This is a genomic window from Halalkalibacter alkaliphilus (assembly GCF_023555415.1).
Lineage (GTDB): Bacteria > Bacillota > Bacilli > Bacillales > Bacillaceae_D > Halalkalibacter > Halalkalibacter alkaliphilus.
Window position 1 is genome coordinate 182520 of the sequence record NZ_JAKRYL010000007.1, and the last position, 12510, is coordinate 195029.

At 39.6% G+C, this 12510-nt stretch carries 11 protein-coding genes; 1 reads left to right on the top strand and 10 read right to left on the bottom strand.

All coding sequences use genetic code 11. From position 1 onward, the window contains the following. Positions 1-3: 3 nt before the first annotated feature. From MF646_RS09075 to lepA, 8 genes are all read right to left on the bottom strand, one after another. Positions 4-756, bottom strand: a complete 753-nt coding sequence (locus MF646_RS09075; RefSeq protein WP_250096170.1) for a 16S rRNA (uracil(1498)-N(3))-methyltransferase — start codon at positions 754-756, stop codon at positions 4-6. A 64-nt stretch (positions 757-820) separates the two neighbouring features. Then, positions 821-1759: a 50S ribosomal protein L11 methyltransferase gene (prmA, locus tag MF646_RS09080; RefSeq protein ID WP_250096187.1), complete on the bottom strand. Its 939-nt coding sequence runs from the start codon at positions 1757-1759 to the stop codon at positions 821-823. A 25-nt stretch (positions 1760-1784) separates the two neighbouring features. After that, a complete protein-coding gene (dnaJ, locus tag MF646_RS09085) occupies positions 1785-2897 on the bottom strand; it encodes a molecular chaperone DnaJ (protein ID WP_250096171.1) in 1113 nt (370 codons plus the stop codon). A gap of 205 nt (positions 2898-3102) precedes the next feature. After that, positions 3103-4944 (bottom strand): molecular chaperone DnaK, encoded by a 1842-nt coding sequence (dnaK, locus tag MF646_RS09090; RefSeq protein WP_250096172.1) that lies wholly within the window; start codon positions 4942-4944, stop codon positions 3103-3105. Between the two features lie 54 nt (positions 4945-4998). Next, a complete protein-coding gene (gene grpE / locus MF646_RS09095) occupies positions 4999-5547 on the bottom strand; it encodes a nucleotide exchange factor GrpE (protein WP_275980255.1) in 549 nt (182 codons plus the stop codon). Positions 5548-5643: 96 nt separating this feature from the next. After that, positions 5644-6675 (bottom strand): heat-inducible transcriptional repressor HrcA, encoded by a 1032-nt coding sequence (gene hrcA, locus MF646_RS09100; protein ID WP_250096173.1) that lies wholly within the window; start codon positions 6673-6675, stop codon positions 5644-5646. Positions 6676-6812: 137 nt separating this feature from the next. After that, positions 6813-7958 carry a radical SAM family heme chaperone HemW gene (hemW, locus tag MF646_RS09105; protein WP_250096174.1) on the bottom strand — a complete coding sequence of 382 codons (1146 nt, stop codon included), beginning with the start codon at positions 7956-7958 and terminating at the stop codon, positions 6813-6815. 60 nt (positions 7959-8018) lie between these two features. Continuing rightward, positions 8019-9839: a translation elongation factor 4 gene (lepA, locus tag MF646_RS09110; RefSeq protein ID WP_250096175.1), complete on the bottom strand. Its 1821-nt coding sequence runs from the start codon at positions 9837-9839 to the stop codon at positions 8019-8021. A 220-nt stretch (positions 9840-10059) separates the two neighbouring features. Here lepA and MF646_RS09115 point away from each other — a divergent pair, with 220 nt between their 5' ends. Then, a complete protein-coding gene (locus tag MF646_RS09115; RefSeq protein WP_250096176.1) occupies positions 10060-10251 on the top strand; it encodes a hypothetical protein in 192 nt (63 codons plus the stop codon). 125 nt (positions 10252-10376) lie between these two features. On the opposite strand, the gene MF646_RS09120 is transcribed toward MF646_RS09115, so the two are convergent. After that, positions 10377-10706 (bottom strand): DUF3679 domain-containing protein, encoded by a 330-nt coding sequence (locus tag MF646_RS09120; RefSeq protein ID WP_250096177.1) that lies wholly within the window; start codon positions 10704-10706, stop codon positions 10377-10379. Between the two features lie 15 nt (positions 10707-10721). Continuing rightward, positions 10722-11888 carry a stage II sporulation protein P gene (locus tag MF646_RS09125; protein WP_250096178.1) on the bottom strand — a complete coding sequence of 389 codons (1167 nt, stop codon included), beginning with the start codon at positions 11886-11888 and terminating at the stop codon, positions 10722-10724. Positions 11889-12510 lie beyond the last annotated feature (622 nt).

A 12510-nucleotide genomic window follows, 5' to 3' on the forward strand; every position in this document is an offset into this window, starting at 1 on the left:
ATATCACCTCATTAATTCGAAATGGTACGAAATCGCAGCAAGCACATATAGCGATGCCGTTTCCGTACGTAATATCCGTGGTCCAAATCCACAGGCAATAGCACCTTGTTCCGTTAATTGACCAAGCTCTTCTTCAGTGATTCCACCCTCAGGTCCGATAATCACTAAAACTTTCTGCCCAAGCGTAACTGATGCTAGCTGCTGAGCCAACTGAACTTGTTCTCCTCGCTTTGCCGATTCTTCATATGCTAAGATGACTACATCATACGAAGAGATTTTTTGTTTTAAGTCAGTAAAAGAATGAACATTTAGTACCTCAGGAATGCGTTCTCTATACGACTGTTCCGCGGCTTCCTTTGCAATCTTTTCTAACCTTTCAATTTTCTTGCCAGCTTTCTTTTGATCCCACTTTACGATTGAACGAGCAGCGGAAAAGGGAAGAAAAGCAAAAGCACCAAGCTCTGTTCCTTTTTGTATAATTAAATCGAGCTTATCTCCTTTAGGAAGACCTTGTGCAATCGTTACTTTTACTGGAAGTTCTGTTTTCGGGTCAAGCGTCTCTATTATGTCGGCAATGATTTCCTTATCCGAAAGATTTGATAAACGACATTTCACTGTCCTAGAATGATTATTACTACAAATAACCTCATCGCCAACATCCATCCGCATTACTTTTGAGATGTGCTTAACATCCTCACCTAGGATATGAACGACTTTGTCCGTCATCTGCTCTTTCTTAACAAAATATCGTTGCATCTTCATCTTCCTCACTTTAAAGGTAATCGAAAAGAGAAAACCTCAATTTGATTGAGAATCCTATTTACCCTGCTTTTTTCGCAATGATAGCTACCCAATCGTCCATTTCAACGACTTCTTCTATAACAAACCCACCGCTTGTGAGGGCATCTTTAACTTCTTGTTTCTTACGCTTAATAATTCCTGATGTAATATAAATTCCATTTGGCTTAAGAACCGCTGCCGCATCTTGAACAAATCGAACAATAACCTCTGCTAATATATTTGCTACGACGATATCAAATGGCCCCTCGATTCCTTCGAGTAAATTATTCTGTTTCACCGTTACAGTGTTATCCACTTGATTTAGCGCGACATTTTGTTCTGCACTTTCAACAGCTACATAATCAAGATCAAGCGCTAAGGTACGTTGTGCCCCTAGCTTTGCCGCAGCGATGCTTAATACACCTGACCCTGTTCCAACATCTACAACCATTTCTCCACCTTGAATCACCTTATCAAGAGCTTGTATACATAGAACAGTCGTTGGATGAGTTCCTGTTCCAAAAGCCATCCCCGGATCAAGTTCGATAATCGTTTCATCCTCTGATGCCTCATACTCTTCCCAAGTTGGAGTAATCGTGATAGAACTGGAAACTTTTACAGGTTTATAATATTTTTTCCAAGCTGTTGCCCACTCTTCCTCATGTACTTCGGCTATTTGAACCTTGTTCGAACCAAGATCAATATCATAAGCAAGTAATCCATTTATTGACTCTTTGATTTCATCAATCGTTTCTGCTAAAAAACTATTAACCGGAAAGTATGCTTTTACAATAACACCCTCTTCTGGATAATCATCAGGAGAGAGTTGGTAGATTTCACCGAAACGATCGCCCCACTCTTTTGCAAGATCAATTGAGTCTTCAATGACAACTCCGCTTGCGCCAGCCTCATGCAAAATATTACAGACTGGCTCAACCGCTTCCTCTGTTGTATGAATACTAAATTCCGACCATTTCATCATTTCTACCAACTCCAGTTTTTAATTAATCACCTTTAAACGCTCTTCTAACTTTTGCAAAAAATCCATCATTCTGTTCATCTGGCTGACCACCAGACATTTTTGCAAATTCACGAATCATATCTTTTTCTTTTTCAGTTAAATTCTTAGGTGTAACAACACGAACTTTCACATGTTGATCCCCTTGGCCACGACCATGAACATTCGGTACACCTTTGCCACGTAAACGGAAGTTCGTCCCTGTTTGCGTCCCTGCAGGAATTTTCAGCTTCACTTTTCCGTTCAATGTTGGCACTTCAATTTCATCACCAAGCGCAACTTGAGCAAAAGTTAGTGGCATTTCGCAATAAATATCATCACCATCACGATCAAAGAATTCATGTGGTTTTACGTTAAAGACAACATATAAGTCCCCAGGAGGTCCTCCGTTAACTCCAGCTTCCCCTTGGCCAGACACACGAAGTTGCTGCCCATGATCAATACCAGCTGGTACTTTCACGCTAATCTTTTTACGTTTACGTACTTTCCCTTTTCCACCACAAGTTGTACATTTATTTTTAATAAATTTCCCTGTACCTTCACAATGGTGACAAACTCTGCGATTAACGACGCGACCAAATGGTGTATTTTGCTCTACATTTAATTGACCAGAACCTCCACAATGTGAACAGGTTTCTGGCTTTGTACCAGGTTTTGCCCCTGAACCTGTACAAGTTTGACACGTTTCCTCTTTTGGAATTTCAATTTCCGTATCTTTTCCAAATACAGCTTCTTTAAAATCAAGTGTCATTGTATATTGCAAGTCTGCCCCTTGACGTGGTGCATTTGGGTTACGACGCCCGCCGCCTCCAAAGAACATATCAAAGATATCACCAAAGCCTCCACCAAAGTCTCCGGCACCGCCGCCGAATCCTTGATTCGGATCTGTATGACCAAATTGATCATAATGAGCTTTCTTTTGTGGGTCACTTAATGTATCATATGCATCTTTTACTTCTTTAAATTTCTCCGTAGCGTCAGCTTCTTTATTGACATCAGGGTGATATTTACGCGCCAATTTACGGTACGCTTTTTTCACTTCATCAACTGAAGCATTTTGATCGACACCAAGGACTTCATAGTAATCTCGTTTACTCATGTCATCCACTCCCGACTCTTTTCCATAACGTTCATCTTATCATCATCATAGCCTTGTTCGCAAGATGCACGAAAGAAGAACTATTATCCTCTTTTTGGTATACATTCGTAGAAAAAGTCAAAGTCATGTAATCTGACTTTGACTTTTCTACATTAATCCGTCTTAGGGCTTACATCCCTTTTGACCTTTTAAACTTTTCGAACGATTATTTTTTCTCTTCTTCTTTTACTTCTTCGTAGTCAGCATCTACAACATTATCATCCGCTTGGTTTGCACCCGCGTCTGCACCTTCAGCACCTTGTGCCGCTTGTGCCGCTTGAGCTGCTTGCTCATACATCTTTGTAGATAGAGCCATAACGATTTCTTGAAGCTCATCTTTTGCTGTACGAATTTCGTCGATGTTATCAGACTCAATGGCTGCTTTTAACTTATCTTTTGCAGCTTCAGCTTTATCTTTTTCCTCTTGCTCTACATTATCGCCAAGGTCTTTAAGAGTTTTTTCAGTAGTGAATACTAGTTGATCTGCTTCATTACGAAGCTCAACTTCTTCGCGGCGCTTCTTATCTTCTTCAGCGTTCGCTTCCGCATCTTTCACCATTTTTTCAATTTCATCATCAGATAATCCAGAAGAAGAAGTAATCGTAATAGATTGCTCTTTATTCGTACCAAGATCTTTTGCTTTTACATTTACGATACCGTTCGCATCAATATCAAACGTTACTTCAATTTGCGGAACACCACGTGGTGCTGGCGGAATATCAGTTAATTGGAAACGACCAAGCGTTTTGTTGTAAGCTGCCATTTCACGCTCACCTTGAAGTACATGAATATCTACTGAAGGCTGATTATCTGCCGCTGTAGAGAATGTTTGTGATTTAGACGTTGGAATCGTTGTATTACGCTCAATTAGCTTTGTAAATACGCCACCCATTGTCTCAATCCCTAGTGAAAGTGGTGTTACGTCAAGAAGAACAACATCTTTAACATCACCTGTTAAGACACCTGCTTGAACAGCTGCACCAAGTGCAACAACTTCATCTGGATTTACACCTTTGTGTGGGTCTTTTCCAGTTAATTTCTTGATTTCTGCTTGAACGGCAGGAATACGTGTCGATCCACCAACTAGTACAACTTTGTCAATTTCACTAGCAGAAAGACCTGCATCAGAAAGAGCACGACGAGTTGGTCCAAGTGTACGTTCTACTAGATCAGCAGAAAGCTCCTCGAATTTTGCACGGCTCAAGCTTAACTCTAAATGCTTAGGACCAGTGGCATCAGCAGTGATGAACGGAAGAGAGATTTGAGTTTGTGTAACACCAGAAAGATCTTTCTTCGCTTTTTCAGCTGCATCTTTTAGACGTTGCATCGCCATTTTATCTTGAGATAAATCAATGCCATTGTCTTTTTTGAATTGTTCTACAAGGTGGTCAATAATGACTTGGTCAAAGTCATCTCCACCAAGTTTGTTATCACCAGAAGTTGCTTTAACTTCAAAGAAGCCATCGCCAAGTTCTAGAATCGATACGTCAAACGTACCACCACCAAGGTCATAAACAAGGATTGTTTGGTCTTCTTCCTTTTCTAACCCGTATGCAAGTGCTGCAGCTGTCGGCTCATTCACAATACGCTCAACTTCAAGACCTGCAATTTTACCAGCATCCTTTGTTGCTTGGCGTTGTGAATCATTGAAGTAAGCAGGTACTGTAATTACAGCCTTCGTTACCGTTTCGCCAAGATATGCTTCTGCATCAGATTTTAATTTCTGAAGGATGATTGCAGAGATTTCTTGAGGTGTGTAGTCCTTGCCCTCAACCGTCTCCTTGTAATCAGTACCCATATGACGCTTAATAGACATTACCGTATTAGGGTTTGTAATTGCTTGACGCTTAGCTACTTCCCCAACAAGACGCTCACCATCTTTAAATGCAACAACAGAAGGTGTCGTACGGTTTCCTTCTGGATTTGGAATAACTGTTGCTTCGCCGCCTTCCATAACAGCTACACAAGAGTTTGTAGTACCTAAATCAATACCAATGATTTTACTCATGATTTATATTCCTCCAATTCAACAATTGTCTTTTTCTATTCTATATGTAAAGGACTAAGCGTTTACTTTGACCATAGATGGTCTTAACACACGATCCTTTAATTTATACCCTTTTTGCAACTCTTCCACGATTTGATTTGATTCAAACCCTTCTTCCTCTACTTGCATAACCGCTTGATGCAAATGTGGGTCAAATGGCTGGCCAACCGTTTCAATCACTTCTACACCTTCACTTTTTAGTGTATCTTGAAATTGACGATAAACCATTTCCATTCCTTGCAGAAGAGATTTCGCTTCTTCTGCTTCAGGTTTCACTAGAAGGGCACGCTCAAAGTTATCAATTACTGGTAATAAAGCTTCAATAACATTTTGAGATCTATATTTTGCAGCCGCTTCTTTTTCCTCACGAGAGCGGCGACGAAAATTATCATAATCAGCTTGAACTCTTAGGAGACGGTTGTTAAGTTCTGCTATTTCTGCAAGACGGGCATCCTCTTCAGTTACCTCTACTTCTTGATCCGCACCTTCTGCTTCATCAACAGGCGTCACGTTCTCCTCGGATACAACTTCTTCTTCCATCGTTTGCGTTTCTTTTTCTGTCAACTCGTTCACCTCCTAATAAAATTAACTATAATCTATGTAGTATGACAAAAAGTTATCGAAGAAGATCTTCACAACTAATTGTCAATATTACCATTTTTACCCTTGTTGATACAAGTTTGTTAATAGCTTTGTTAAGTCTTTTGATAATGTATCTACCACACCTATTACTCGTCGATACTCCATTCGTGTTGGTCCAAGTATGCCAATTGTCCCCATATGCTTTCCACCAATTGAATAAGAAGCTGTAATCAAACTACAGTTATCAAAAGCTTCCAACTTGTTTTCTTGACCGATCTTCACCTGAATACCACTGTGTGGTGACCGAAGAATTTGATGCATCGTCTTATCTTCCTCTAGCATATTAAGAAGCATACGAACTTTATCAATATCTCTAAATTCAGGTTGCGACAAAATATTGGTTTTGCCACTGTAGAAGACTTTCTCTGGTTTCTCAACGTCTAAAGAAGGAGCTAGCATTTTCAAAACATGTTCATAATCCTTAATGTGATTACGAAGCACATTCCCCACTTCTGTATGCAGCTTATCTCTAAGCCTATAAAGGGGTACTCCCATCAATCGCTCATTCAATATATTGACTGTCCGTTCAAGATCAGAAGCTTCAATTGACTCTGGTACAGCAATCGTTTGATTTTCAACATGACCGGTATCTGTAACGAGAATCAGGATTGCAGATCCCTTACTAAGTGGAATGATTTGAATATTCCTAAGCGTAGTTTCAAACATTTCAGGCCCAAGCACAAGGGAAATATAACTAGTCATATTTGAAAGGACCCGAGCAGAATGTTGAATGACCGCTTCAACTTCTTGAATTCGTTCGTTAAAAATAGAACGAATATCAAGCTCTTCATCAGCCGTTAAATGATGAGGCATCAGAAGGTTATCGACATAATAACGATAGCCCTTTTGGGACGGGATTCGTCCAGCTGAACTATGAGGTTTCTCTAAAAAACCTAATTCCTCTAAATCAGCCATATCATTACGAATCGTCGCAGGACTAAACGTAATATCATCTCTTTTGGAGATGCTTCGTGAGCCAACTGGCTCCGCAGAACGGATATAATCATCAACAATAGCATGCAGAATTAACAATTGCCTATCTGTTAACATCCCCTCATCACCTCTGTTAGCACTCACTGCATTCGAGTGCTAAATCTAATGATAAAGTACCAAATAGGTAGGCTTTTGTCAATAAATAAACTTCAATTATCTATGAAGAACAAGTATTATTTCATAAGTAACTCTTTTCAAGATTCTAGTACAGCAATAAACTGTTCAAACACTTCGTTACCTAGGAGTAGCCCTTCCTCTGTCAATTGAATTGCTCCATCATGAATCACCACTAACCCTCGTTCCTTTAGGAGTTCGATCTGAGGGGCGAAACTATCAAGGAGCGATCGTCCATACCGTTGTTCAAAGTGGTCTATATTGACTCCTTCACGTTTTCGAAGCCCCATAAACATTGCTTCTTCAATTCGCTCGACAGGACTAACTTTGTGCGAATGTAATGTCGGTAAGGCACCTTGTTCTATTGCCTTTAAATATTTTGGAATAGGTCCATGATTTTGATATCTGATTCCATTCACGTAACCGTGAGCACCTGCACCAAATCCGTAGTATTCTTCATTGTTCCAGTACACTAGGTTATGCTTGCTTTCATATCCTTTTTTTGCGAAATTACTAATTTCATATTGGAAGAGCTCAGCTTCCTTTGTACGTTTTAACAATTGCTCATACATTATGACTTCGTCTTCTTCTGGAGGCAATGTTAGCTTCCCTTGACGTTGTCGATTGTAAAAAACGGTCTTTTCCTCAACTTTTAAAGAGTAAGCTGAAATATGTTCTATATTTAAATTTATTGCTTCATTAATCGTTTCAATAAACTGAACTGGGTGTTGACCTGGTAAACCAAACATCAAATCTAAGGAGATATTAGTAAAGCCTGCTTGTCGACTTCTTCTAATTGCATCTTCCACACTTGATTTCGTATGGGTTCGGCCAATTTCTTTTAGTAATGATTCATTAAAGGTTTGGACACCAATGCTAAGTCGGTTAACCCCATTTTCTTTTATTACTGCAAGCTTTTCCTCTTGTATACTATCGGGATTAACTTCAATCGTATATTCTTCAATGTTATTTAAAGGAAGGACTTCTTTCATTCCTTTTAAAAGAGTATTCAACTGCACTGCCGTGAGTGCTGTCGGCGTGCCACCACCTATATATACTGTCTTCAAGCTTGATGCAGGTGTATCTTTCATTGCTCGTTTCATTTCTTTTAACAAAGCTTTTATATATTCATCTACCGGCTGATTTTTCAAAAAAACTTTATTGAAATCGCAATAATGACATATATGCTCACAAAACGGGATATGGACATATGCAGCTGTAACCAAATCGCTTCCTCCTCTAATAGACAAAACCGCAGGAAAAAATCCTGCGGTTCATGTTGTTTGTTAATCATCCATTCGAAGAACAGCCATAAACGCTTCTTGTGGTACCTCTACGTTCCCAACTGATTTCATCCGCTTCTTACCTTCTTTTTGCTTTTCAAGTAGCTTACGTTTACGTGAGATATCTCCTCCGTAACATTTTGCAAGTACGTTTTTACGAATGGCTTTAATCGTTGAACGAGCAATAATCTTTTGACCAATACTCGCTTGAACTGGCACTTCAAATTGTTGACGTGGGATTAATTCCTTTAATTTTTCTACAATGATTTTTCCACGTTCATATGCAAAATCACGGTGAACGATTACCGATAAGGCATCCACTGTTTCACCATTTAAAAGAATGTCCATTTTCACAAGTCTAGATGATTTATACCCGATTAATTCATAATCAAAAGATGCATACCCTTTTGTATTTGACTTCAATTGATCAAAGAAATCATAAACAATTTCTGACAACGGAATTTCATAAACAATTTGTACACGATTCGCATCAAGATATTGCATATCAATAAAAATTCCGCGCTTACCTTGGCAAAGTTCCATGACAGATCCTACGAAATCGTTTGGTACCATAATTTGTGCTTTTACATAAGGCTCTTCGACATCATCGATCTTCTGAGCATCTGGCATGTTTGATGGGTTATCAATTCTTACTTCTTCCCCATTTGTTGTTTTCACTCGGTAAATAACACTTGGAGCTGTCGTAATTAATGTAATTCCAAATTCGCGCTCAATTCGCTCTTGAATAATTTCCATATGAAGCAACCCTAAGAAACCACAGCGGAAACCAAAGCCTAATGCTTGTGATGTTTCAGGCTCATATTGCAACGATGCATCATTTAGCTCAAGACGCTCTAATGCTTCTCGTAAATCATTGTATTCATTTGTGTCGATTGGATACAATCCACAATACACCATCGGGTTCATACGACGGTAACCAGGCAAAGGCTCCGGTGCAGGATTTGCAGCGCTTGTAATCGTATCACCCACACGAGTATCGCCTACATTTTTAATCGCTGCCGATAAGAATCCTACATCTCCAACTGTCAGCTCATCACGTTTTTCCGCTTTAGGTGTGAATACGCCAATCTCATTTACTTCAAACTCTTTTCCGGTTGCCATCATTCTAATTTTTTGGCCAGGCTTAACTGTACCTTCAACAATACGAATATAGGCAACTACCCCGCGGTAAGAATCATAAAGTGAGTCAAAGATTAGTGCTTTTAACGGTGCTTCAGGGTCACCTTGTGGCGCTGGAACTTTCTCCACTACTTGTTCTAATATTTCTTCAATCCCAATTCCGTTCTTTGCAGAAGCTAATACCGCTTCAGATGTATCCAACCCGATAACATCTTCAACCTCCTGCTTCACTCGATCCGGCTCAGCACTAGGCAAATCAATTTTATTAATAACCGGCAAAATCTCCAAGTCATTATCTAGCGCTAAATACACATTTGCAAGCGTCTGCGCTTCAATTCCTTGAGCCGCATCTACAATAAGTAAAGCTCCTTCACACGCAGCTAAACTCCGTGACACTTCATACGTGAAATCTACGTGTCCTGGTGTATCAATTAAATGAAAAATATATTCTTCACCGTCTTTAGCTTTGTAAGTAAGCTGAACAGCGTTAAGTTTAATTGTAATCCCGCGCTCTCTCTCCAAATCCATCGCATCGAGCGTTTGTTCTTTCATTTCACGTTCAGTAAGTGCTCCCGTTTTTTCTAAAATACGGTCAGCAAGCGTCGACTTCCCGTGGTCTATATGGGCAATGATAGAAAAATTTCGTATCTTCGCCTGACGTGCTAGCCTTTGTTCTTTGTTCATGACATGATCACTCCTACATTCTCGTACAAGTACACTATTTTTGATTATACCAATCGTTTAAGTGTCAGGCAACAAAACTTCATGTCAAATCGTGAAACTTCTAGATGAAAATCACCCAATAATTGGGCTCAATTCTTAAACATTTCCCCTAAATAGCTCTCTCACATATTACTTATTTGCATATATTGACAGTATCTTCTTGAAAAGGTGGTTGGCTAACATGTTATTTTATGGGGGAGCAATAACTGGAGCAGGTACGGAGGCTGCTTCATCTCCGGCAGCAGAATTAGGTTACAGTACAGCTGCAACACCAGCTACAGGTTATGAGGATGGTGCATATTATAGTGATTGCGAAGCACCTATGGCAGGGGATGGATCTGGAGTTCCAACAACCGGTCACAGATCTGATTAATCATTTTGTTCTCTTTATTCTCCAAGTAATTATTGGGACATCTTGGGCTCCAACAATCGGTGATTCATTCAACGTAAAAAGGAGATGGCGCATGCGCCATCTCCCATTACCTCTATAGTACTGCCTTATCCGTTTAGAACATTATCAACAAAAGACATAATTTGTGACAAAACTGCTCGACTGACATAATTCAATCCTGCAGCTATATGGTTTCCAAGGTCGGAGAAAAAGTTAAACCTTCCTACCTCTTCAACCGACTGCCTTTTTTCCACTAATTCGTTTTTAGTTATTGTTTGCTCCTTTACATTTATTGTAGCGCTCGCTTCTTCTTTTTCTACTTGAAGAGGAACGGGGTGTGAGATCCCAAGCTCTTCATTCATTAATTGAACACCAAACAGTGCACCTAAAAACAGGAGTAAGCCAATCACTAATATTTTCACAATAAACTTCTTCATGTTCAGCCTCCCCCACTACTCAGCACTTGTTCCTTCATGTTCAAAATAATATTCTGCAAATACATCAGCTATTGCTTCTGCTGTACGGTTTGCTTCTGTAAGAGTGTTATAGATCCCACCCATTTCAATCAGAATTGAATTCCCCGATAAGTCTTGATTATAAATACCATTTTGACCCGGTCTGTCGTTCAAAAGAACCCCACGGCTTAAGCCAGGATATTTCTTCTCTATTAATTCATGTAATTCTTTAGCTAACTGTAAATTCTGATCATAGTTTCCATGACGTCCTCCAATAACGAAAACCGTCCTCGCATATTCAACACCATTTATTGTTACTGTTGTGTTCTCTCTAGGAATCGTGTCTCGGTGTAAATCAAAGAAGAACTTTAAATCCTCATTATTCGCCATCGCTTCTTTTACAAACTCACGCGATTGATCATATGACTGCGAATATTGCCAGCTTCTTTCTTGTAAATTTTGTTGAATATCTCTATCTTCAACCTCAACCCCAATCCCCCGCTTTTCAAGTTCTTGGGCTAGCTTTTCACCGACTAATGTTATATTAATCTGCCTATGAAAAGCCTCGTTCGGAACATTTGTTTCTAATTCCGGTAAGAACGATTCTGTGTTATGAGAGTGAATAATATGAACAATTTTCTCTCCATTTGTAGCACCTTGTGATTGTTGGGCTTCTTTTTCCATCTCTTCTAATTGAGCTAGACTTTCTTGCGTTGCTTCCCTCTCAGCCATCATGACATCCATTGGTGGAGCTGATTCAACTGGTAAGGTTGTATAGTCCATCCCTTCCCCTGCAACAATGATCTGTCCATCAAATAAGGCAAACCCAGGTAATTCCCTCCCCAGTAAACTTCTAGGGTCATCTGGATTAATGCTTGTAGCTACTTGAAAAGCGATATTCGATAAACTGGGCGGCTCACTACCTTCTGGCAAGGCCTGAGTAAATAATTTATTTTCCATTCCTAACACATGAACAAAATCCTCACCACTTATATTATTTGCCCATTCATGTACTTGGTTGGAAGCTAGTCCATATCCAGGTTCAAACGACGTTAGCATTCCTGTAAAAATAAACAAAGCCATAATGCCTATAATGGTCATTGTAATTAAACGCTTTAGGCTCGTCCGATTAATTGTAAAACTACGAAAGTGATTTCTTTTCATAAGCCCATCCCTTCTCCTCGTGTAGATAGCTTGTACATCTCAAAATTAGTCCATTGCTGTAATGTAAAGGAGCTTCTACATCACTACTATGAGATTAGATATGGGATTAGAACAAAGAAATCAAAAGAAAAAGAGGGATGGAGCATCAAGTTCTTGTCAAATTTTCTAGAGTGGGAATACTTCGAATAATTTATTTGGTTTTTTGTACGATATGGGGCTGGACTTGTTTTCCGATAATATAAACAAAAATAATGCATGGGGTTAACAACACTAATGATAAAGAAGGGAACAACCATCCCTTTCCTAGTGAAGGACTTTCCTCTCTTTCTGATGATAAAAAAGGTCCTCACCCCTTCTATGATGGACTTTCCTCTCTTCCTCATGATAAAAAAGGTCTTCACCCCTTCTATGATGGACTCTCCTCTCTTCCTCATGATGAAAAAAGGTCTTCATCCCTCCTATGATGGACTCTCCTCTCTTCCTCATGATGAAAAAAGGTCCTCATCTCTCCGATGAGGACTTTTCTCTTTAGATCGCGCGTATATCTTTTGCAATGGTTCCGCTCGCCGTGCGCTTTCTGAGAAGTTCACTCAGAAAGCTTAAAACCTTTACGGCGGCTTCT

Coding starts and splice junctions, on each gene's coding strand:
- lepA (WP_250096175.1), bottom strand. CDS start 9,839: ATGAACAAAGAACAAAGGCTAGCACGTCAGGCGAAGATACGAAATTTT.
- MF646_RS09115 (WP_250096176.1), top strand. CDS start 10,060: ATGTTATTTTATGGGGGAGCAATAACTGGAGCAGGTACGGAGGCTGCT.
- MF646_RS09125 (WP_250096178.1), bottom strand. CDS start 11,888: ATGAAAAGAAATCACTTTCGTAGTTTTACAATTAATCGGACGAGCCTA.
- dnaJ (WP_250096171.1), bottom strand. CDS start 2,897: ATGAGTAAACGAGATTACTATGAAGTCCTTGGTGTCGATCAAAATGCT.
- MF646_RS09075 (WP_250096170.1), bottom strand. CDS start 756: ATGCAACGATATTTTGTTAAGAAAGAGCAGATGACGGACAAAGTCGTT.
- MF646_RS09120 (WP_250096177.1), bottom strand. CDS start 10,706: ATGAAGAAGTTTATTGTGAAAATATTAGTGATTGGCTTACTCCTGTTT.
- hrcA (WP_250096173.1), bottom strand. CDS start 6,675: ATGTTAACAGATAGGCAATTGTTAATTCTGCATGCTATTGTTGATGAT.
- prmA (WP_250096187.1), bottom strand. CDS start 1,759: ATGAAATGGTCGGAATTTAGTATTCATACAACAGAGGAAGCGGTTGAG.
- dnaK (WP_250096172.1), bottom strand. CDS start 4,944: ATGAGTAAAATCATTGGTATTGATTTAGGTACTACAAACTCTTGTGTA.